Source organism: Pseudomonas sp. Irchel 3H3, assembly GCF_900187635.1.
GTDB lineage: Bacteria > Pseudomonadota > Gammaproteobacteria > Pseudomonadales > Pseudomonadaceae > Aquipseudomonas.
Genome location: NZ_FYEC01000003.1, coordinates 252,155 through 274,021, shown reverse-complemented (window position 1 = coordinate 274,021; position 21,867 = coordinate 252,155). Strand labels below are relative to the sequence as shown.

Genomic DNA, 21,867 nt, shown 5'->3' with positions numbered 1-21,867 from the left:
CCAGCCTGATTTAGGAGATAGTCCATGAAATTGCCGATTTACCTTGATTACTCTGCGACCACCCCGGTTGATCCGCGTGTCGCGCAAAAGATGAGTGAATGCCTGCTGGTCGACGGAAACTTCGGTAACCCGGCGTCCCGCTCCCACGTGTTCGGCTGGAAAGCCGAAGAATCGGTCGAGAACGCTCGTCGCCAGGTCGCCGACCTGGTCAACGCCGACCCGCGTGAAATCGTCTGGACCTCCGGTGCCACCGAGTCCGACAACCTGGCAATCAAGGGTGCGGCACATTTCTATGCCACCAAAGGCAAGCACCTGATCACCACCAAGATTGAGCACAAGGCTGTCCTTGACACCATGCGCCAACTGGAGCGTGAAGGTTTCGAAGTGACCTACCTCGAGCCGCGCACTGATGGCCTGGTGACTCCGGAAATGATCGAAGCTGCACTGCGTGACGACACCATCCTGGTTTCGGTCATGCATGTGAACAACGAGATCGGCACCATCAACGACATCGCCGCCATCGGTGAGTTGCTCCGTTCCAAGGGCATCCTGTTCCACGTCGACGCCGCACAGTCCACTGGCAAGGTCGAAATCGACCTGCAGAAGCTGAAAGTCGACATGATGTCGTTCTCCGCCCACAAGACCTACGGCCCTAAAGGCATCGGCGCACTGTACGTGAGCCGCAAGCCGCGTGTGCGCATCGAAGCGACCATGCACGGTGGCGGTCATGAGCGTGGCATGCGCTCCGGCACCCTGGCCACTCACCAGATCGTCGGCATGGGCGAAGCCTTCCGCGTAGCCAAGGAAGACATGGTTGCCGAGAACGTGCGCATCAAGGCCCTGAGCGACCGCTTCTACAAGCAGGTCGAGCATCTGGAAGAGCTGTACGTCAACGGCAGCCTGACCGCCCGCGTTCCGCACAACCTGAACCTGAGCTTCAACTACGTTGAAGGCGAATCGCTGATCATGGCGCTCAAGGACCTGGCGGTTTCCTCCGGTTCGGCCTGCACCTCGGCTTCGCTTGAGCCTTCGTACGTACTGCGCGCCCTGGGCCGCAACGACGAACTGGCACACAGCTCGATCCGCTTCACCTTCGGCCGCTTCACCACCGAAGAAGAAATCGATTACGCCGCGCAGAAAGTCTGCGAGGCGGTTACCAAGCTGCGCGCTCTGTCGCCGCTGTGGGACATGTACAAAGACGGCGTCGACATTTCGAAGATCGAGTGGGCGGCACACTGATATATAAGTCGCCGCACACGGGTCCTGTCTTGAAATTTCGGTTTGCAGGGCCCAAAGAGCGACTCTCTGATGAGTGAGGATTAAGAATCATGGCTTACAGCGAAAAGGTCATCGACCACTACGAGAACCCGCGCAACGTCGGCAAGATGGACGCGGAAGATCCTGATGTCGGCACCGGCATGGTCGGCGCTCCGGCGTGCGGCGACGTGATGCGCCTGCAGATCAAGGTCAACGAGCAAGGCATCATCGAAGACGCCAAGTTCAAGACCTACGGCTGCGGTTCCGCCATTGCTTCCAGCTCCCTGGCCACCGAGTGGATGAAGGGCAAGACCCTGGATGAAGCCGAGACCATCAAGAACACTCAGCTGGCTGAAGAACTGGCCCTGCCGCCAGTGAAAATCCACTGCTCGGTACTCGCTGAAGACGCCATCAAGGCTGCTGTTCGCGACTACAAGCAGAAAAAAGGCTTGATCTGACTTTCAGGTTTTGGCGACGAGTAAGGAGTCAACGATGGCTATCAGCATGACAGAAGCGGCTGCTCGACACGTGCGACGCTCCCTCGACGGGCGCGGCAAAGGTGAGGGGATTCGCCTGGGTGTTCGCACCACGGGCTGTTCCGGCCTTGCCTACGTGCTGGAGTTTGTCGACGAAGTGGTGGCAGAGGATCAGGTGTTCGAAAGTCACGGCGAGAAAGTGATCATCGACCCGAAAAGCCTGGCCTACCTGGACGGCACCGAACTCGATTTCGTCAAGGAAGGGTTGAACGAAGGTTTCAAGTTCAACAATCCCAACGTACGCGGTGAATGTGGCTGCGGCGAAAGCTTCAACATCTGAGGCTTGTCGTGGGTACTCCTTGTCATTTCGCTTTATTTGAGCTGCAACCGAGCTTCAACCTGGACCTCGACCAGCTGGCTACGCGCTACCGTGAGTTGGCGCGCGGCGTTCATCCGGACCGTTTTGCTGATGCTTCCGAGCGTGAGCAACGGCTGGCGCTAGAGCAATCCGCGAGCCTCAACGAGGCCTACCAGACGCTCAAGAATCCCCCCAAGCGCGCGCGTTACCTGCTCGCCATGGGTGGTGGTGAGTTGCCGCTGGAGGTCACGGTGCATGATCCGGAATTTCTTCTGCAGCAGATGCAATGGCGCGAAGAGCTCGAAGACCTGCAAGACAGTGCCGACCTGGCCGGGGTTGCGGTATTCAAGCGCCGCCTGAAGGTCGCCCAGGAAGAACTGAACCAAAGCTTCGCAGCTTGCTGGAACGATGCCGCGCAACGCGAACAGGCCGAACGCCTGATGCGGCGCATGCAGTTCCTCGACAAGCTCACCTACGAAGTGCGCCAGTTAGAAGAGCGCCTCGACGATTAACCCAGTGCCGCCTCGGTCGCACGCCTGATATACAGATAAGTCCTGATAACGATGGCCCTACTGCAGATCGCCGAACCCGGCCAAAGTCCTCAACCGCACCAGCGTCGTCTGGCTGTGGGGATCGACTTGGGCACTACCAATTCGCTGGTCGCTGCGTTGCGCAGTGGTCTTTCCGAGCCGCTGGCCGACGCTGACGGGCAGGTCATCCTGCCGTCTGCCGTGCGCTATCACGCAGATCGCGTCGAAGTGGGCGAGTCCGCCAGGCTGGCTGCTGCTACCGACCCGTTGAATACGGTGTTGTCGGTCAAGCGCTTGATGGGTCGTGGTCTGTCCGACGTCAAGCAGCTGGGCGAGCAACTGCCGTACCGCTTTGTCGGTGGCGAGTCGCACATGCCGTTCATCGACACTGTTCAAGGGCCGAAAAGCCCGGTCGAAGTCTCCGCCGACATCCTCAAGGTCCTGCGTCAGCGCGCCGAAGCGGCGTTGGGTGGTGAGCTGGTGGGCGCCGTGATCACGGTTCCGGCCTACTTCGACGATGCCCAGCGTCAAGCCACCAAGGATGCGGCCAAGCTGGCCGGCCTGAACGTGCTGCGCTTGCTCAATGAGCCAACGGCTGCGGCGGTCGCCTATGGGCTGGACCAGCACGCCGAAGGCCTGGTCGCTATCTATGACCTGGGCGGCGGCACCTTCGATATTTCGATTCTGCGCCTGACCGGCGGTGTGTTTGAGGTCCTGGCTACCGGCGGCGACAGCGCCCTGGGTGGCGACGATTTTGACCACGCGATTGCGGGTTGGATCATCGAGAGCGCCGGCTTGTCCGCCGACCTCGATCCGGGCGCGCAGCGTCAACTGTTGCAAACCGCCTGCGCGGCCAAGGAAGCGTTGACCAATGCCTCGTCGGTCGAAGTGGTCCATGGTGCCTGGAAAGCCGAGCTGACCCGTGAAGCCTTTGATGCGCTGATCGAGCCAATGGTCGCGCGCAGCCTCAAGGCCTGCCGTCGTGCCGTGCGTGACTCCGGCATCGAGCTGGACGACGTGCACGCAGTGGTCATGGTCGGTGGTTCCACCCGTGTGCCGCGGGTGCGTGAGGCTGTCGCTGAAGCGTTTGGTCGCCAGCCGCTGACGGAAATCGATCCGGATCAAGTGGTGGCCATTGGTGCTGCGATCCAGGCCGATACCCTGGCGGGCAACAAGCGTGACGGTGGCGAACTGCTCCTGCTCGACGTGATTCCGTTGTCCCTGGGGCTGGAAACCATGGGCGGCCTGATGGAGAAGGTGATTCCACGCAACACCACGATCCCGGTGGCGCGCGCCCAGGACTTCACCACTTACAAAGACGGCCAGTCGGCCATGATGATTCACGTGCTGCAGGGCGAGCGTGAGCTGATCAGCGATTGCCGCTCCCTGGCGCGTTTTGAATTGCGCGGGATTCCGGCCATGGTTGCCGGTGCAGCGAAGATTCGTGTGACCTTCCAGGTCGACGCCGACGGCCTGCTCAGCGTTTCGGCGCGCGAGCTGGGTTCGGGCGTCGAGGCGAGCATCCAGGTCAAGCCGTCCTACGGCCTGACCGACGGCGAAATTGCCCGCATGCTCAAGGATTCGTTCCAACACGCCAATGACGACAAGGTCGCCCGCGTCCTGCGCGAGCAGCAAGTTGATGCCCAGCGCCTGGTCGAGGCGGTGCAGGGTGCCCTGGAGGCTGATGGTGAGCGCTTGCTCGACGCCGAAGAGCGCATGGTTATCGACCTGCAGGTGCAGGAACTGATTGAACTGATGAAAGGTACTGATGGTTACGCCATCGAGCAGCAGACCAAGCGTCTGTCGCAAGTGACCGATGCTTTTGCAGCCCGTCGCATGGATCAGACGGTGAAAGCCGCTCTGTCGGGGCGCAATCTGAATGAAATCGAGGATATCTGATGCCGCAGGTCATTTTTCTGCCACACGAGAAGTTCTGCCCGGACGGCATGGTTGTCGAGGCTGAGCCCGGCACCTCTATTCTCGAGCTGGCCCACGAACACCACATCGAGATGGAAAGCGCCTGCGGCGGCGTCTGTGCTTGCACTACTTGTCACTGCCTGATTCGTGAGGGTTTTGACTCGCTGGAAGAGGCCGACGAGCTGGAAGAGGACTATCTTGATCGGGCCTGGGGTCTGGAGCCTGTGTCCCGCCTGGCCTGTCAGGCTATAGTGGGTGAAGAAGACATCACCGTCGAAATCCCGAAATATTCGCTTAACCATGCGGCTGAAGCGCCGCACTGACTGGTAAGACTGTCATGAGCTACGGTTGGAATGATGTTCAACGCATTGCAGAAGAGTTGGCCGAGGCCAAGCCGGGCGTAGACCCGTTTTCTGTCAATTTCGTCGATCTGCAGCAATGGATCAAAGAGCTGCCGGATTTTGACAATACCTCTGGTCGTGTTGGCGAGAAGGTGTTGGAAGCGGTTCAGACGCTCTGGGCTGAAGAATTGGACTGATCGTCCCCGCAGGTTAGGCAATACCCAAGAACCCGCGTATAATTCGCGGGTTTAATTTTTCGCAAATTACCGTTTCTGGAGTTACACCATGGCTGTTCAACGTACTTTCTCCATCATCAAGCCTGACGCTGTTGCAAAAAACGTTATCGGCGAGATCACCACTCGTTTCGAAAAAGCTGGCCTGCGCGTTGTAGCTTCGAAACTCAAGCAACTGTCCAAAGCTGAAGCCGAAGGCTTCTACGCTGAGCACAGCGCTCGTGGTTTCTTCGGCGACCTGGTTGCTTTCATGATCTCCGGCCCGGTTGTTGTACAGGTTCTGGAAGGTGAAAACGCTATCGCTCTGAACCGTGAGCTGATGGGCGCTACCAACCCTAAAGAAGCTGCTGCCGGCACCATCCGCGCTGACTTCGCTGACTCCATCGACGCCAACGCTGTACACGGTTCGGACTCCGAAGCCGCTGCTGCTCGCGAAATCTCGTACTTCTTCGCAGCTACTGAAGTAACCACTCGCTAAGCATTGGCTTAAGAGTGAAGGTGAATCCATGACTACATCGACTGTTAAAACTAACCTGCTGGGTCTGACTCAGCTGGAAATGGAAAAATTCTTCGACTCAATCGGGGAGAAGCGTTTCCGTGCCGGTCAGGTAATGAAATGGATTCACCACTTTGGCGTCGACGATTTCGACGCCATGACGAACGTCAGCAAGGCCCTGCGCGACAAGCTCAAGGTCATTGCTGAAGTCCGTGGTCCCGAAGTGGTCAGCGAGGACATTTCCAGCGATGGCACCCGTAAGTGGGTGGTGCGCGTGGCGTCCGGCAGCTGTGTCGAGACCGTGTACATTCCCCAGGGCAAACGTGGCACCTTGTGCGTTTCGTCCCAGGCAGGCTGTGCCCTGGATTGCAGTTTCTGCTCCACCGGCAAGCAAGGCTTCAATAGCAACCTCACCGCCGCCGAAGTCATCGGCCAGGTGTGGATTGCCAATAAATCGTTTGGCAGCATCCCGGCGACCGCCGACCGTGCCATCACCAACGTGGTGATGATGGGCATGGGTGAGCCGCTGCTGAACTTCGACAACGTCATCGCCGCCATGCACCTGATGATGGACGACCTGGGCTACGGCATTTCCAAGCGCCGCGTGACCCTGTCGACCTCCGGTGTGGTGCCGATGATCGACGAGCTGTCCAAGCACATCGACGTATCCCTGGCGTTGTCGCTGCACGCACCCAATGACGCATTGCGTAACCAATTGGTGCCGATCAACAAGAAGTATCCACTTAAGATGCTCCTCGAGTCGTGCCAGCGCTACATGTCGTCCCTGGGCGAAAAACGTGTGCTGACCATCGAGTACACCTTGCTCAAAGACATCAATGACAAGGTCGAGCACGCGGTGGAAATGATCGAGTTGCTCAAGAACATCCCGTGCAAGATCAACCTGATCCCATTCAACCCGTTCCCGCACTCCGGTTACGAGCGGCCGAGCAACAACGCTATCCGGCGTTTCCAGGACCAACTGCACCACGCTGGCTTCAACGTCACGGTGCGCACCACCCGCGGCGAAGACATCGATGCCGCCTGTGGTCAATTGGTCGGGCAGGTGCTGGATCGCACCCGCCGTAGCGAACGTTACATCGCTGTGCGGGAATTGAACGCCGACAGCGATCTGGCGCAAGACGCTGCGAATCGTACCTAAGAGAGGATCTCTATGTCCCTGCGCGTTGCGCTGCTCCTGCTGTTGGCCAGCCTCTCGGCTGGCTGCGTCTCATCGGGTGATTTCGATCCAATGAAGACCAGCAAGGGCCGTGACGAGGCGCGAGGTGCCTATGTGCAACTGGGCATGGGCTACCTGCGCCAGGGCATGACCGAGCAGGCGAAAGTCCCGCTGCGCAAAGCCCTCGAGCTCGACAGCAGTGACGCCGATGCCAACGCCGCCCTGGGCCTGGTGTTCCAGGCAGAAATGGAACCGGAACTGGCCGAGCAGCACTTTCGCAAGGCCCTCGCGGCCCGCCCGGGCGATGCGCGTATCCTCAATAACTACGGCAGTTTTCTCTATGAAGAGAAACGCTACAAAGAAGCCTACGAGCGCTTTCAACAGGCCGCTGCCGATAGCCTTTATCCTGAACGTTCGCGGGTCTTCGAGAACCTCGGCATGACGGCTGCGATGCTCGGTCAGCGTGATCTGGCCCGGCAACAGCTGGAAAAAGCCCTGCGCCTGAACCGCCAGCAACCGCGGGCTTTGCTGGAAATGGCTGAGTTGTCCTTCGAAGACAGGCATTATGTGCCCTCGCGTGACTATTACGACCGTTTTAGCCTGCTCGCCGAGCAAAATGCACGTAGTCTATGGCTCGGCGTTCGGCTGGCCAGTGTGTTCGAAGATCGCGACAAGGCTGCCAGTCTGGGCCTGCAATTAAAACGACTCTATCCCGGTACGCCGGAATATCAGCAATACCTGTCGGAGCAATGATGAAAGCGGCGCATCCCGAAGTTGTAGCAGCGACTCGCGTAAACCCCGGAGAGACCTTGCGTCAGGGCCGCGAAAGCAATGGTTGGTCGTTGGCTGAAGTAGCGGTAAAGCTCAATCTCACCGTGATTTCCCTGGGTAACCTGGAAGCTGGCGCGTTCGACAAGTTGCCAGGGCATACCTTTGCCCGCGGCTATATCCGTACCTATGCCAAATTGCTCGGCATGGATCAGGCCGTCCTGGTTCAGCAATTCGACCAGCACACCGGCACCGACGCCCAGGGCAGCAACGTCCATAGCCTGGGACGTATCGAGGAGCCCAGCCGTATTTCCCATACCATCCTGCGCATTGTCAGCCTGCTGTTGCTGATTGCGGTCGTGGGCGGCGGTTTTGTCTGGTGGCAGGATCAAACCTCGCTGCGCACCAAGGACCTGATCGGCCTGAACCCCGAGCACGTCGAAGTCGAAGGCGCCGACGGCACTACCCAGATCCATCCGCTGGACGAGCCGGAAGACCAGGCCGTCGTCCAAGCCCAGACCGAAAGCACCACTCCACTGGCCTTGCCTGAAGGTGCCTCCGAGGCCCCTGCCGCGCAAACTACCCAGGTCCCGGCGGCGACGCCTGCTGCGCCTGTGGTTGCGACGCCAGTCACCCCGGCGGCACCTGTCGCCCCGGTTGCTCCCGTGGCCCCGGCACCCGTGGTCAGTGCGCCGGTAGCGCCTGCTGCGCCTGCCCCGGTGGCAACCGCGCCGGTGGCCGGCTCTGGCCAGGTCCGTATCCAGTACGTGTCCGACTGCTGGACGCAAGTCTCCGACGGCAACGGCAAAGTGCTGTTCAGCGGTCTGAAACGCAAGGGCGAGACCGTCGATGTCAGCGGCAAGCCACCCTTTGCTGTCCGCCTGGGCTTTGCCCGCGGCGCGCAAGTCAGCTACAACGGGCAAGCAGTCGATGTAGCTCCGTTCACCAGTGGCGAGACTGCTCGCCTGAAGTTGGGTCAATAAGTCATGCACGGCGAATCTCCAATCAAACGTCGCGAATCCCGCAAGATCTGGGTCGGTTCGGTACCGGTGGGCGGTGATGCGCCTATCGCTGTGCAGAGCATGACCAACAGCGACACCAACGATGTTGCCGCGACCGTGGCCCAGATCAACCGTCTGGAAGCCGCTGGCGTCGACATCGTGCGGGTTTCCGTCCCGGACATGGACGCTGCGGAAGCCTTCGGTCGGATCAAGCAGTTGGTGAAGGTGCCGCTGGTGGCCGACATTCACTTCGACTACAAGATCGCCTTGCGGGTCGCTGAACTGGGTGTCGATTGCCTGCGGATCAACCCGGGCAACATCGGTCGTGAAGATCGCGTGCGTGCGGTGGTCGATGCCGCCCGCGACCGTGGGATCCCGATCCGCATCGGGGTCAACGCCGGTTCCCTGGAAAAAGACCTGCAAAAGAAATACGGCGAGCCAACGCCGGCGGCGCTGGTGGAGTCGGCCTTGCGCCACGTCGAGCACCTTGAACGCCTGAATTTCCAGGACTTCAAGGTCAGCGTGAAGGCCTCCGACGTGTTCATGGCCGTCGAAGCCTACCGCCTGCTGGCCAAGGAAATCGTCCAGCCGTTGCACCTGGGCATCACCGAGGCCGGTGGATTGCGTTCAGGCACAGTGAAATCCGCGGTGGGCCTCGGTATGCTGCTCGCCGAAGGGATTGGCGATACTATCCGCATCTCGCTGGCGGCTGATCCGGTCGAGGAAGTGAAAGTCGGCTACGACATCCTCAAGTCCCTGCACCTGCGTTCCCGTGGCATCAACTTCATCGCCTGCCCGAGCTGCTCGCGGCAGAACTTCGATGTGGTCAAGACCATGAACGAGCTGGAAGGGCGCCTCGAAGATCTGCTGGTGCCGCTGGATGTCGCGGTCATCGGCTGTGTGGTCAACGGTCCTGGCGAAGCCAAGGAGGCCCATATCGGCCTTACTGGCGGCACGCCGAACCTGATCTACATCGACGGCAAGCCGGCGCAGAAACTGACGAATGACAATCTGGTGGATGAGCTGGAACGGCTGATCCGCCAGAAAGCGGCCGAAAAGGTCGAAGCCGACGCAGCGCTGATCGCTCGCGGCTGATCAAACGAATTAAGGAATTTTTGTGAGCAAGTCTCTGCAAGCCATCCGTGGCATGAACGACATCCTGCCCGAACAGACCCCGCTGTGGCGTCATTTCGAAGGCACTGTTTCGCGTCTGCTGGATAACTACGGTTACAAGCAGATCCGCATGCCGATCGTCGAGTTCACCGAGCTGTTCAAGCGCTCCATCGGTGAAGTGACCGATATCGTCGAAAAAGAGATGTACACCTTCGAGGACCGCAACGGCGATTCGCTGACCCTGCGTCCCGAGGGCACCGCAGCCTGCGTCCGGGCCGTGCTGGAGCACGGCATCACCGGCGGTGGCCAGGTGCAGAAACTCTGGTACATCGGCCCGATGTTCCGCCACGAGCGTCCACAGAAAGGCCGCTATCGCCAGTTCCACCAGATCGGTGTCGAAGTGTTCAACCTCGACGGTCCGGACATCGATGCCGAGCTGATCGTGCTGACCTGGCGCCTGTGGGGCGAGTTGGGGATCCGCGATGCGGTCAAGCTCGAGCTCAACAGCCTGGGCACCAGCGAGTCCCGTGGGCGTTACCGCGAGGCGCTGGTCGAGTACCTCTCGGCACGCCTGGACCAACTGGACGAAGACAGCCAGCGTCGGCTGAAGACCAACCCGCTGCGCGTGCTCGACACCAAGAACGCCGATACCCAGGCGGTACTGGTCGATGCACCGAAGATGGCCGACTACCTGGATGACGAGTCGCGCGCGCACTTCGAAGGCCTCAAGGCCCGTCTGGACGCCGCCGGCATTCCTTATGTGATCAACCCCAAGCTGGTGCGCGGGTTGGATTACTACAGCAAGACCGTATTCGAATGGGTCACCGACAAGCTCGGCGCCCAGGGCACCGTGTGCGCGGGCGGCCGGTACGATGGCCTGGTCGAGCAGATGGGCGGCAAGCCAACCACCGGCGTGGGTTTCGCCATGGGCATCGAGCGCCTGGTGTTGCTGCTGGAAACCCTGGAGCAGATCCCGCAAGAGATTTCCCGGCAGGTCGACGTCTACCTGTGCGCCTTTGGCGAGGCTGCCGAACTGGCCGCCCTGACCCTGAGCGAGCGGGTGCGTGACCAGTTGCCCAACCTGCGCCTGCAAGTGAACGCCGGCGCTGGCAGCTTCAAAAGCCAGTTCAAGAAAGCCGACAAGAGCGGTGCGCTGTACGCACTGATCCTTGGTGACGACGAGATGGCCCAGCAAGTGGTAGGTTTCAAACCCCTGCGTGGCCAGGGCGAACAACAAAGCATTGCCTGGGACGCGCTCGCCGCTCACCTGGCCACCTGCGTCGTGCAGGGTTGAAGCTGTCAAACAGCCGATTTAGCGAATAAGGAGTATTGGGGTGTCGAGTACCGAAGATGAACAGCTGGCGGATTTGAAGGACTGGTGGACGCGCAACGGTAAACCCCTGGTCACTGGCGGCCTGTTGGCGCTGGTCATCGTGTTCGGCTGGCAGGCGTTCCAGAAGTATCAGAGCAACCAGTCGCAAGGCGCCTCGATGCTCTACCAGGAATTGCTGGAAACCACGCTGACCCCGGACGGCAAGCCTGACGCGGCCCGTGTCGCGGACCTCGCCAACAAGCTCAACAGCGAGTTCGGTGGTACTGCCTACGCGCAGTACGGTCGCCTGTTCGTGGCCAAGGTCGCGGTCGACAGCGGCAAGCTCGACGACGCTGCCAACGAACTCAAGGCCGTGGCTGACAAACCGGTCAACCCGACCCTGGGCGAAGTGGCGCGTCAGCGTCTGGCCCAGGTGCTGGCGGCGCAGAACAAGACCGACGAAGCCCTGAAGCTGCTCGAAGGCGACGCGGACAAGGCATTCCTGGCTACTCGCGAGGAACTCAAGGGTGACCTGCTGGTCCAGTTGGGTCGTACCGACGAAGCCCATGCGGCATACCAGAAAGCCAAGGCGGCGCTGTCGGATGAAGCAGCGGTCGGTGGCCTACAAATCAAGCTGGACGACCTGGCCAAAGGGGATGCGTGACGTGATTCGTTGGAAACATGCAGCATTGCTGGCTCTGGCCGTCCTGGCCGCGGGTTGCAGCAGCAACAGCAAAAAAGAACTGCCACCGGCCGAACTGGTCGACTTCAAGGAAGAAGTGGTCCTGCAAAAGCAGTGGAGTCGTTCGATCGGTGACGGTCAGGGCGAAACCTACAACATGCTGGTGCCGGCCATCGACGGCGACACCATCTATGCCGGTGACGTGAATGGCACGGTCATGGCGATGGATCGCGGTAACGGTGACGTCAAGTGGGAGAAAGACCTCGAGCTGCCGGTTTCCGGCGCCGTCGGCGTGGGTTACGGGCTGGTCATGGTCGGTACCCTCAAGGGTGAAGTCATTGCCCTGGATGCCATCAACGGTGAAGAGAAGTGGCGTGCCCGGGTCACCAGCGAAGTGCTGGCCCCGCCTGCCAACAACGGTGATGTGGTCGTGGTGCAAACCCAGGACGATCGGCTGATCGGTCTGGACGCCGCCACTGGCAACCAGCGTTGGTTGTACGACAGCACCCCGGCGGTCTTGACCCTGCGCGGCACCAGTGCGCCGATCGTGACCAACCGCCTGGCGCTGGCCGGTCTGTCGACCGGTAAAGTGGTGGCGCTGAACATCAACAACGGCGTGCCGATGTGGGAAACGCGTGTAGCGATCCCGCAGGGCCGTTCCGAGTTGGATCGTGTAGTCGACATCGACGGTGGCCTGCTGTTGTCCGGCGGTACCCTGTATGTCGCCAGCTACCAGGGTCGCGTTGCGGCACTGGACCTGGAGAGCGGTCGTCAATTGTGGCAGCGTGATGCTTCCAGCTACGCCGGTGTCGCTCAAGGTTTCGGCAACGTTTATGTGAGTCTGTCTTCGGGTACCGTTGAAGGCGTCGACGAACGTTCCACCACAGCCTTGTGGAGCAACGATTCGCTGGCCCGTCGTCAACTGTCGGCCCCGGAAGTGTTCTCCAGCTACGTTGCAGTCGGTGACCTGGAAGGTTACCTGCACCTGTTGAGTCAGGTGGATGGCCGTTTCGTCGGCCGTGAACGCATCGACAGCGACGGCCTTCGTGCCCGTCCGCTGGTGGTGGGTGACACGATTTATGTGTATGGCAACAGCGGCAAACTGGAAGCGCTGACCATCAAGTAAGAACTATGCTGGACCTATAGGTAGGAGCGAGCTTGCTCGCGATGGACGTCAACGATAACGCGTGCAGTCTGGATAAACGCGGTGTGGTGACGTTCTTCGCGAGCAAGCTCGCTCCTACACGAGCACCAGCCGCTGCCTCGCAGCGGCTTTTGTATTTTCTGAAATAACGAAGTGGAGAGCCGCATGGTTCCCGTAATCGCCCTGGTGGGCCGACCGAACGTCGGCAAATCCACCATGTTCAACCGCCTGACCAAAAGCCGCGACGCTATTGTCGGCGACCTTTCCGGTCTGACCCGTGATCGCCAATACGGTGAGGCAAAGTGGCAAGGGCGCTCCTATATCCTGGTCGACACCGGTGGTATTTCCGGTGACGAACACGGCATGGACGAAAAGATGGCCGAGCAGTCGCTGCTGGCCATCGAAGAAGCCGATGTCGTTCTGTTCCTGGTAGACGCCAAGGCGGGCTTCACCGCCGCTGACCAGATGATTGCCGAGCACTTGCGCAAGCGCAACAAACGCTCCCTGCTGGTTGCCAACAAGATCGACAACATCGATCCGGAAATGGCCCGCGCTGAATTTGCCCCCCTGGGCATGGGCCACGCCATTGGCGTTGCCGGTGCACAAGGTCGCGGTGTCAACACCCTGCTGGAAGCCGCCCTCGCCGATTTCCCGCGTGACACCGAAGAAGAGGATCTGAACGCCAACGTCGCCGAAGGCGAAGAAGCGGTACGGATTCCTGGTCCAAGCGAAAAAGACGGCATCAAGATCGCTATCATCGGCCGGCCGAACGTCGGCAAGTCGACCCTGGTCAACCGCATGCTCGGTGAAGACCGGGTGATCGTCTATGACGAACCCGGCACCACTCGCGACAGCATCTACATCCCGTTCGAGCGTAACGACGAGAAGTACACGCTGATCGACACCGCGGGTGTGCGCAAGCGCGGCAAGATCAACGAGGAAGTCGAAAAGTTCTCGGTGGTCAAGACCCTGCAAGCAATCAAAGACGCCAACGTGGTGATCTTTGTGATGGACGCCCGTGAAGGCGTGGTCGACCACGACCTGAACCTGCTGGGCTTTGCCCTGGAAGCCGGTCGCGCCATCGTTATCGCACTGAACAAGTGGGACGGCATGACGTCGTCGGAACGCGACTTCGTGAAGATCGAGCTGGAGCGTCGGTTGTTCTTCGTCGACTTCGCCGACATCCACTTCATCTCGGCCTTGCACGGCACTGGCGTGGGCAACCTGTACCAGTCGGTACAGAACTCGTTCAAGTCGGCGATCACTCGCTGGCCGACCAACCGCCTGACCCAGATCCTCGAAGACGCCGTGGGCGAGCATGCGCCGCCGATGGTCAACAACCGCCGGATCAAGCTGCGCTATGCCCACTTGGGTGGTGCCAACCCGCCGCTGATCGTGATCCACGGTAACCAGGTCGAGAAGGTTCCGAACTCCTACGTGCGTTACCTGGAAAACACTTACCGCCGTGTACTGAAGCTGGTCGGTACGCCGATCCGCATCGAGTTCAAGGGTGGCGAGAACCCGTATGAGGCGAAGAAGAACACGCTCACCGACCGCCAGGTCAACAAGAAGCGTCGTTTGATGTCGCACCACAAGAAAGCCGACAAGAAGCGCCGCGATAAAAAGTGAGCCGCTTCGAGTGATGAGCTTGTAGCTTGTAGCTCAAACCAGAAAAAGGGTCCTCTTCAGGACCCTTTTTTGCATCTGCTGGGTTGAGGCTTGACCACTTGCCGCTTGTCGCTTGAAACTCATGGCTCACCAGCAGGGGCCCACTGATGATCACCAGCAAGCTGCCGAATGTCGGCATCACTATCTTCACCCAAATGTCCCAGCTCGCGGCTTCGAGCGGCGCGCTCAACCTGTCCCAGGGTTTCCCCGATTTCGATGGCCCGCAAGCCCTGCGCGATGCGCTGGGGTGGCATGTTGCCAATGGGCACAACCAGTATTGCCCCATGACCGGCCTGCCGGCATTGCGCCAACAGGTGGCGGCCAAGATCGCCCGCAGCTATGGGGTCAGCGTCGATGCCGAGGATGAGGTGACGATCACCCCGGGTGCCACCCAGGCGATCTTCTGCGCGATCCAGGCGGTGATCCACAGCGGTGACGAGGTCATCGTCTTTGACCCCGCCTATGACAGCTACGAGCCCTCGGTGGCCCTGGCAGGCGGGCGCTGCGTGCATGTGCAGCTGGCAGCGAAGGATTTCTCGATCGACTTCCAGGCTCTTAAGGATGCGCTCAGCCCGCGCACGCGGATGATCATCCTCAACTCGCCGCACAACCCCAGTGGCGCGCTGATTTCCCGTGCCGAGCTGGAGCAACTGGCCGAGTTGATCCGTGACCGCGACATCTACCTGGTCAGCGACGAGGTCTATGAGCACCTCGTTTATGACGGCGTACCCCATGTCAGCGTGCTGGCCCATGAAGAGCTGTATCAACGCGCCTTTGTGGTCAGTTCGTTCGGCAAGACCTACCACGTCACCGGCTGGAAGACCGGCTACGTAGTGGCGCCACCGGCCCTCACGGCAGAGCTGCGCAAGGTGCACCAGTACGTCAGCTTTTGCGGCGTGACCCCGTTGCAGTACGCGCTGGCCGACTATATGGCGGCCCATCCGGAGCACGTCGAACAACTGCCGGCGTTCTATCAGGCCAAGCGTGACCTGTTCTGCGATCTGTTGCAGCCATCGCGATTCAGCTTTACCCGGGTCACCGGGACGTATTTCCAACTGGTCGATTACTCGCAGATCCGTCCGGACCTGAACGATGTCGACATGGCTGTCTGGATGACCCGTGAGCACGGCGTGGCGGCGATTCCGGTGTCAGTGTTCTACCAGAACCCACCGCAGGAACAGCGCCTGGTGCGCCTGTGTTTTGCCAAGCGAGAGGAGACGCTGCGTGAGGCGGCGGAAAAATTATGCGTGATCTGAGCAACCTGCCCAACCTCAACCTGGCGCTGATCCAGACCACCCTGGCCTGGCACGACCGCCAGGCCAATCTCGAGCACTTCGAACTGTTGCTGGAGCAGGCGCGCGGCGCGGACCTGATCATCCTGCCGGAGATGTTCACCACGGGTTTCTCCATGGAGTCGGCCACCCTCGCCGAAGCGGAAAACGGCCCGACCAGCAAATGGCTGCGGACCCAGGCGGCGAAGCTGGATGCGGTGATCACCGGCAGCATCATCGTCCAGGCCGCCGATGGCAGCCACCGCAACCGCCTGCTGTGGGCGCGACCCGATGGCGAAGTCTGGCATTACGACAAGCGTCACCTGTTCCGCATGGCGGGCGAACACAATCACTTCACGCCTGGCGAGCGCCAAGTGCAGTTCGAACTCAAGGGGTGGCGCATACGCCCGCTGATTTGCTACGACCTGCGCTTCCCGGTGTGGAGCCGCGATCCCCAGGACACTGACCTGCTGCTGTACACCGCCAACTGGCCGGGCGCGCGCCGCCAGCACTGGAATCGCCTGCTGCCGGCCCGGGCCATCGAGAACCTGTGTTACGTCGCCGCGGTGAACCGGGTGGGTACCGATGGCAAGGGCTTTGCCTATACCGGCGACAGCCAGGTGCTGGACTTCCAGGGCGAGACCCTGCTCAGCGCTGGCGAGGCGGACGGGGTGTTCCAGGTGGTGCTCGACGCGGCCGAACTGGCCGCCTACCGCACGCGGTTCCCGGCGAACCTGGATGCCGATACCTTCGAGTTCACCTGAATTTCGCATCGTCTGATCTGGCCTCATCGCGGGCAAGCCCGCTCCCACAATGGATTGCACACCCTCTGTGGGAGCGGGCTTGCCCGCGATGAGGCCCTCAAGGACAAACAAAAAGGCCCCGAAATTCGGGGCCTTTTGCATTGCAGCGTAGGCTTAAGCCGCTTTGGCCTGTGGCTGGCTCAGGGAGCGGTTCAGCGCGCTGAACAGGGCCTTGAAGCTGGCGGTGGTGATGTTTTCATCGATGCCCACGCCATGCACTGCGCGTTCGCCGTTGACTCGCAGTTCAATGTAGGCCGCGGCCTTGGCATTGGTCCCCGCGCCGATGGCGTGTTCGTTGTAGTCCATGATCTCCACCGGGATCGGCAAACCGGCCACCAGGGCTTCCAGGGCGCCATTGCCCTTGCCGCGCCAGTGCAGGTTGGTTTCGCCCTGGCCCTTGCTCGATACTTCCACTTCCACGGCGCTGTGGCCGTTTTCTTCCTGCAGGCGATGGCTGACCAGCGCGTACGGGGTGTTGGCCTGCAAGTACTCGCTGTGCAGCAAGGCGTGGATCTGTTGTGCGCTCATCTCGAGGCCCAGGCGATCGGTCTCGCGTTGCACCACCTGGCTGAACTCGATCTGCATGCGGCGCGGCAAGTTGATGCCGTATTCCTGTTCCAGCAGGTAGGCAATCCCGCCTTTGCCGGACTGGCTGTTGACGCGGATCACCGCCTCGTAGCTGCGCCCGATGTCGGCCGGGTCGATCGGCAAGTACGGCACTTCCCACAGGGCGTCCGCCTGCTGCTGGGCGAAGCCCTTGCGGATGGCGTCCTGGTGGGAGCCGGAGAACGCGGTGTGCACCAGGTCGCCGACATAAGGGTGACGTGGGTGCACGGCAATCTGGTTGCACTCTTCGACGACTTTACGCACGCCGTCGATGTCGGAGAAGTCCAGCTCAGGGTTCACGCCCTGGGTGTAGAGGTTCAAGGCCACGGTGACCAGGTCGACGTTGCCGGTGCGCTCGCCGTTGCCGAACAGGCAGCCTTCGACACGGTCGGCGCCAGCCATCAGGCCCAGCTCGGTGGCAGCAACACCAGTGCCACGGTCGTTGTGGGTGTGCAGGCTGATGAGCACGCTGTCACGACGGTTGATGTGGCGGCCGAACCACTCGATCTGGTCGGCATAGATGTTCGGCGTGGCACACTCGACGGTCGCAGGCAGGTTGAGGATCATCTTGTGTTCCGGCGTCGGGTTCCAGACCTCGATCACCGCGTCACAGACTTCCTTGGCGAACTCCAGCTCAGTGGCGCTGAAGGTCTCTGGCGAGTATTCGAACGTCCACTCGGTCTCCGGCTGCTGCGCGGCGTACTTGACGAACAGCTTGGCGGCGCTGACCGCGATTTCCTTGATGCCGTCCTTGTCCTGGTTGAAGACGATCCGGCGGAAGGACGGGGAGGTGGCGTTGTAGAGGTGAACGATGGCCTTTTTCGCTCCGCGCAGGGATTCGAAGGTGCGGGCGATCAGGTCTTCACGACCCTGGGTCAACACCTGGATGGTGGTGTCGTCAGGGATGTGGCCGTCTTCGATCAAGGTCCGCACGAAGTCGAAATCGGTTTGCGAAGCGGCCGGGAAGGACGCTTCGATTTCCTTCACGCCCACCTGAACCAGGGTTTTCCAGAAGCGCAGCTTTTTCACCGCATCCATCGGCTCGATCAGCGACTGGTTGCCATCGCGCAAGTCGGAGCTGCACCAGATCGGCGCGGACGTGATGGTCTTCGACGGCCAGGTGCGATCTGGAATGTCGATGGTCGGGAACGCGCGGTATTTCGAAGACGGGTCTTTGAGCATGCTCATCTGGGAGTCCTTATTCTGTTGTTGGCCGAAAAGAGGCGGCCTGCCGGTGGATCACTGTTGCGTTGGATAAATCTAGGGGCGAGGCGCTGCGATTCAGCCTGGCAGTCGTGCGCTGACGAGGCACAGGCTGCGGTGCTGGCGAAGCTGAATGAGGGTGTGAGAGGTTTTCATGCTTTCAACCCTAACCGCGCCGGGAAAAGATGGCAAGCAGTCGAAAAACTTTGATAGGAATACTCGAAAAGTTACTTTTATCGAGATTTTATTGCGGGCTGCTTTGATAATTATCTGGATGTTTGCGTAGGGGTGGAGCAATGCGCAATTGAAGGCTGGCGATGAGGCCGCCAGCCTCGCCAATCCATCAGGGCTGGAATGCCCCAATGAAAATCGCCGGGTCAACCCGCGCATCGTTCAGGCTGATATTCCAGTGCATGTGCGGACCGGTCGCGCGGCCGGTGGCGCCGACCTTGCCGACCACGGCACCACGTGCCAGCGTCTGGCCGAGCTTCACGTCGATCTTCGACATGTGGCAGAACATGCTGATGAAGCCCTGGCCGTGGTCGACGAACACGGTATTGCCGTTGAAGAAGTAGTTACCGACCAGGATCACCTTGCCATTGGCCGGGGTCTTGATCGGGGTCCCGGCGGGTACGGCGAAGTCCAGGCCCGAGTGGGGATTGCGCTCTTCACCGTTGAAGAAACGGCGCACGCCGAACTTGCTCGACAGTGGCCCGTTGACCGGTTTGTCCAGCAGCAGGTTGCTCGGGGTATTGGGGCTGAAAGTGCGGTAAGCCTGGATCTGCACGGCCAGCTCGCTCTCGATGCGCTTGAGGTTGGCCGGGTTGGGGTTGACCTGTTGGGTGTTTTTCAGGGTGATGCGTTGTTCCGGGTATTTCTTGTTACCCACCGCGAAGCTCAAGTTGCGTCCCGCGCTGCTGATTTGCTGGGTGCCCGGCTTGACGGTCAGGGGCACGCCGACAATCGCCAGCCAGTTGTTCTGTTCCTTGACCACCAGCACCGGCTTGCCCTGGTAGCTGGCTTTGGGCGCCTGCGCCGCAGAACCGAGGTCGACCACTGCCACACCACCCGGCACCGGCTTGTTCAGCAGGCGGGTGATGTAACTGTCGGCGTGGGCGTTGAAGGTCAGGCATAACAGCAGCAGCGGAGCAAAAAAACGCGGCATCGATCAATCCAGTAGAGAAAGGGTGACGGGTGTCAGGTGATTGTCTTCGACCCGGACCTGCAATTGGCCTTCGCCCAGCTTGGCTGTCAGGCGCTGGCCGGTATGGGTTTGTCCGGCGCTGCGGATCGCATTGCCACGTTCATCGAGCAAAATGCTGTAGCCACGGGCCAGTGTCGCGAGCGGGCTGACCACCTGCAGGGTCTGGACTTGACTTTGCAACTGCAGGCGCCGGGATTTGAGCCCTTCACGCATGGCCCGGGGCAAACGTTCGGCAAAACTATCCAGGCGCTGGCGCAGCAACGCCAGTTGCCGCCCCGGATGTTGCCCGGCGAGGCGGGTTTCCAGGCGGATCAAGCGTTCGCGGCGGGTGTTGAGGCTGCGCTCGAAGGCTCGACGCAGGCGCATGTCCAGATCATCGAGGCGTTGTGCTTGTTGGCGCAGGCGTTCACCCGGATGGCGCAGGCGGCGGGACATGCCTTCCAGGCGCAAGCGATCGCGCATCAGGCGGTCGCGTATGCGCATCACCAGGCGCCGATGCAGGCTTTCGACCCGGTGCAGCAGGTCGCTGGAGTCCGGTGCCAGCAGTTCGGCGGCGGCCGACGGCGTGGGCGCGCGGACGTCCGCCACAAAGTCGCTGATCGACACATCGGTCTCATGCCCGACGGCGCTGACGATTGGCGTGACGCAGGCATCCACGGCACGGGCCACGGCTTCTTCGTTGAAGCACCAGAGGTCTTCCAGCGAGCCGCCGCCCCGGGCCAGGATCAAGGCGTCAAAACCCCTGGCGTCGGCCAGTTGCAGGGCGCGGACAATCTGCGCAGTGGCCTCGCGGCCTTGCACGGCGGTAGGGATCAAGGTCAGCGACACCTGAGGCGCACGGCGGCGAAACACGCTGATGATGTCGCGGATCACCGCGCCGGTGGGCGAACTGATAATACCAATGCGCTGCGGATGGGCCGGCAGCGGCACTTTGCGCTCGGCGCTGAACAGGCCTTCGGCGCTGAGCTTTTCCTTCAGTGCATCGAATGCCAGGCGCAGTGCACCTTCGCCAGCGGGCTCGACAGTATCGAGAATCAGCTGGTAGTCGCCGCGTCCTTCAAACAGCGAGACCTTGCCCCGCACCTTGACGGCGAGGCCATCCTTGAGAGCCTGGCGCACCCGTGCGGCGTTCTGCCGGAACAGCGCGCAACGCACCTGGGCGCCGCTGTCCTTGAGGGTGAAATACACATGACCGGACGCCGGGCGGGCGAGGTTGGAGATTTCGCCTTCGACCCAGATGTTGCTGAACACGTCTTCGAGCAGCACCCGCGCGCGGCCGTTGAGTTGGCTGACGGTGAGGACTTCGCGGTCCAGGCCGAGTCTTGCAAAGGGATCTTTAATCATGGGGCGCATGATAAAGCCAATCTCCCGCGCAATGCACGATCCCCCTACGTCGGCCGGCTGATGTGTTCAACGAATTGCTCGACCAGCGCGCTGGGATCTTGCCGGCAGGCGAGGGCGACGCTGCTATAGCAATCCGGGTCGGCCAAGGGCAGGAAGTGAATGTCCGGCGGCGCGATGTCCTGCATCGATTCGGGGAGCAGGGCAATGCCGAACCCGGCCTGGATCAGTTGCAACTGGGTGGTTTTGCGCGACACCACCCGCGCGGCCTTGGGAAAGAAACCCTGGCGCATGCACAGCTCGGCGGACAGGTAACTCAAGCCGCCGCGTTGCGGGTGCGGAATGGAGATGAACGGCAACTCCCTCAGTTGCCCCAGCTCGATGCCTTGTTCGGGTGTATTGCGCGCCAGTGCATGCCCAGGCGGCACCGCCAGCAGCAAGCGTTCGCGGTACAGCTCGATGATCTGCACCCCTTCGCGCTGGCGCAGCACGGGCAGGCGCAGCAGGCCAACGTCCAGGCGGCCCTCGGCGAGTTCCTGCAACTGGGCCTCGGAGGACAGCTTGACGATGTCCATCGACACGTCCACCTGCTGCTCCAGGTAAGCGCTGATGCCGCGCAGCACCCGGCCACTCATGGGGACGGTGCTGGAGTGACTCAGGCGCAAGGTGCCGAGTTGGCCATTGCCGACTTGCGTCGCCATCTCACTGGCCTTGAGCAGTTCACTCAGCAGGCTTGCGGCCCGAGGCAGGAAAGCCTGGCCGGCGGCGGTGAGCCGTGGCTGACGCGCCGTGCGCTCGAATAGCGGGGTCTGCAGGCGGCTCTCCATGTCCTTGATCTGCCGGCTCAGGGCTGATTGGGCGATGAACAGGCGTTCGGCGGCGGCACTGAAACTGCCGCACTCGGCGATTTCCACGAAGTAACGCAGTTGACGGGTCGAAAGCACAAGCTATGCCTTTTTGAGATTG

At 61.0% G+C, this 21,867-nt stretch carries 22 protein-coding genes; 18 read left to right on the top strand and 4 right to left on the bottom strand.

Annotated elements, in window-relative coordinates; translation table 11 throughout:
• Window positions 1-24 precede the first annotated feature (24 nt).
• The 18 genes from CKW24_RS05895 to CKW24_RS05810 all read left to right on the top strand — a co-directional run bounded on the left by CKW24_RS05895 (window position 25) and on the right by CKW24_RS05810 (window position 16,508).
• Window positions 25-1,239, top strand: coding sequence for an IscS subfamily cysteine desulfurase (locus CKW24_RS05895; protein WP_095166053.1), 1,215 nt, complete (start codon window positions 25-27; stop codon window positions 1,237-1,239).
• 89 nt (window positions 1,240-1,328) lie between these two features.
• Window positions 1,329-1,715: a Fe-S cluster assembly scaffold IscU gene (iscU, locus tag CKW24_RS05890; RefSeq protein WP_003443374.1), complete on the top strand. Its 387-nt coding sequence runs from the start codon at window positions 1,329-1,331 to the stop codon at window positions 1,713-1,715.
• A gap of 34 nt (window positions 1,716-1,749) precedes the next feature.
• Complete coding sequence (gene iscA / locus CKW24_RS05885; protein WP_003227904.1) at window positions 1,750-2,073, top strand: iron-sulfur cluster assembly protein IscA; 324 nt, start codon at window positions 1,750-1,752, stop codon at window positions 2,071-2,073.
• Window positions 2,074-2,081: 8 nt separating this feature from the next.
• Window positions 2,082-2,603 (top strand): co-chaperone HscB, encoded by a 522-nt coding sequence (gene hscB, locus CKW24_RS05880; RefSeq protein WP_095166052.1) that lies wholly within the window; start codon window positions 2,082-2,084, stop codon window positions 2,601-2,603.
• Window positions 2,604-2,654: 51 nt separating this feature from the next.
• Window positions 2,655-4,520 (top strand): Fe-S protein assembly chaperone HscA, encoded by a 1,866-nt coding sequence (hscA, locus tag CKW24_RS05875; RefSeq protein ID WP_095166051.1) that lies wholly within the window; start codon window positions 2,655-2,657, stop codon window positions 4,518-4,520.
• On the top strand, window positions 4,520-4,861 hold the full coding sequence (fdx, locus tag CKW24_RS05870) for an ISC system 2Fe-2S type ferredoxin (protein WP_095166049.1): 342 nt from the start codon (window positions 4,520-4,522) through the stop codon (window positions 4,859-4,861). Before hscA ends, fdx begins: the two co-directional genes overlap by 1 nt.
• A gap of 14 nt (window positions 4,862-4,875) precedes the next feature.
• Window positions 4,876-5,076 (top strand): Fe-S cluster assembly protein IscX, encoded by a 201-nt coding sequence (gene iscX, locus CKW24_RS05865; protein WP_008084655.1) that lies wholly within the window; start codon window positions 4,876-4,878, stop codon window positions 5,074-5,076.
• Between the two features lie 88 nt (window positions 5,077-5,164).
• Window positions 5,165-5,590 carry a nucleoside-diphosphate kinase gene (ndk, locus tag CKW24_RS05860; protein WP_007916882.1) on the top strand — a complete coding sequence of 142 codons (426 nt, stop codon included), beginning with the start codon at window positions 5,165-5,167 and terminating at the stop codon, window positions 5,588-5,590.
• A 28-nt stretch (window positions 5,591-5,618) separates the two neighbouring features.
• A complete protein-coding gene (gene rlmN / locus CKW24_RS05855) occupies window positions 5,619-6,767 on the top strand; it encodes a 23S rRNA (adenine(2503)-C(2))-methyltransferase RlmN (RefSeq protein ID WP_095166047.1) in 1,149 nt (382 codons plus the stop codon).
• Window positions 6,768-6,779: 12 nt separating this feature from the next.
• Window positions 6,780-7,538, top strand: coding sequence for a type IV pilus biogenesis/stability protein PilW (gene pilW / locus CKW24_RS05850; protein WP_095166045.1), 759 nt, complete (start codon window positions 6,780-6,782; stop codon window positions 7,536-7,538).
• Window positions 7,538-8,536 carry a RodZ family helix-turn-helix domain-containing protein gene (locus tag CKW24_RS05845; protein ID WP_095166043.1) on the top strand — a complete coding sequence of 333 codons (999 nt, stop codon included), beginning with the start codon at window positions 7,538-7,540 and terminating at the stop codon, window positions 8,534-8,536. The genes pilW and CKW24_RS05845 overlap by 1 nt, the downstream gene beginning before the upstream one ends.
• A gap of 3 nt (window positions 8,537-8,539) precedes the next feature.
• Window positions 8,540-9,649, top strand: coding sequence for a flavodoxin-dependent (E)-4-hydroxy-3-methylbut-2-enyl-diphosphate synthase (gene ispG, locus CKW24_RS05840; protein ID WP_095166042.1), 1,110 nt, complete (start codon window positions 8,540-8,542; stop codon window positions 9,647-9,649).
• A 22-nt stretch (window positions 9,650-9,671) separates the two neighbouring features.
• A complete protein-coding gene (gene hisS / locus CKW24_RS05835; RefSeq protein WP_095166040.1) occupies window positions 9,672-10,961 on the top strand; it encodes a histidine--tRNA ligase in 1,290 nt (429 codons plus the stop codon).
• 40 nt (window positions 10,962-11,001) lie between these two features.
• Window positions 11,002-11,643, top strand: coding sequence for a tetratricopeptide repeat protein (locus tag CKW24_RS05830; RefSeq protein WP_095166039.1), 642 nt, complete (start codon window positions 11,002-11,004; stop codon window positions 11,641-11,643).
• Entirely contained in the window at window positions 11,636-12,787 is a 1,152-nt protein-coding gene (gene bamB / locus CKW24_RS05825; RefSeq protein ID WP_095166036.1) for an outer membrane protein assembly factor BamB, read from the top strand. Before CKW24_RS05830 ends, bamB begins: the two co-directional genes overlap by 8 nt.
• 183 nt (window positions 12,788-12,970) lie before the next feature.
• Window positions 12,971-14,434, top strand: coding sequence for a ribosome biogenesis GTPase Der (der, locus tag CKW24_RS05820; RefSeq protein WP_095166035.1), 1,464 nt, complete (start codon window positions 12,971-12,973; stop codon window positions 14,432-14,434).
• A gap of 146 nt (window positions 14,435-14,580) precedes the next feature.
• Entirely contained in the window at window positions 14,581-15,729 is a 1,149-nt protein-coding gene (locus CKW24_RS05815) for a pyridoxal phosphate-dependent aminotransferase (RefSeq protein ID WP_095166034.1), read from the top strand.
• Window positions 15,717-16,508 (top strand): amidohydrolase, encoded by a 792-nt coding sequence (locus tag CKW24_RS05810; protein ID WP_095166032.1) that lies wholly within the window; start codon window positions 15,717-15,719, stop codon window positions 16,506-16,508. The genes CKW24_RS05815 and CKW24_RS05810 overlap by 13 nt, the downstream gene beginning before the upstream one ends.
• Before the next feature lie 153 nt (window positions 16,509-16,661).
• On the opposite strand, the gene leuA is transcribed toward CKW24_RS05810, so the two are convergent.
• The 4 genes from leuA to CKW24_RS05785 form a co-directional block, all read right to left on the bottom strand.
• Window positions 16,662-18,341, bottom strand: a complete 1,680-nt coding sequence (gene leuA, locus CKW24_RS05805) for a 2-isopropylmalate synthase (protein ID WP_095166031.1) — start codon at window positions 18,339-18,341, stop codon at window positions 16,662-16,664.
• A gap of 358 nt (window positions 18,342-18,699) precedes the next feature.
• Window positions 18,700-19,521, bottom strand: coding sequence for a peptidoglycan DD-metalloendopeptidase family protein (locus tag CKW24_RS05795; RefSeq protein ID WP_095166029.1), 822 nt, complete (start codon window positions 19,519-19,521; stop codon window positions 18,700-18,702).
• 3 nt (window positions 19,522-19,524) lie between these two features.
• Window positions 19,525-20,904: an exodeoxyribonuclease VII large subunit gene (xseA, locus tag CKW24_RS05790; RefSeq protein WP_095166028.1), complete on the bottom strand. Its 1,380-nt coding sequence runs from the start codon at window positions 20,902-20,904 to the stop codon at window positions 19,525-19,527.
• 44 nt (window positions 20,905-20,948) lie between these two features.
• Complete coding sequence (locus CKW24_RS05785) at window positions 20,949-21,845, bottom strand: LysR family transcriptional regulator (RefSeq protein WP_095166026.1); 897 nt, start codon at window positions 21,843-21,845, stop codon at window positions 20,949-20,951.
• Window positions 21,846-21,867 lie beyond the last annotated feature (22 nt).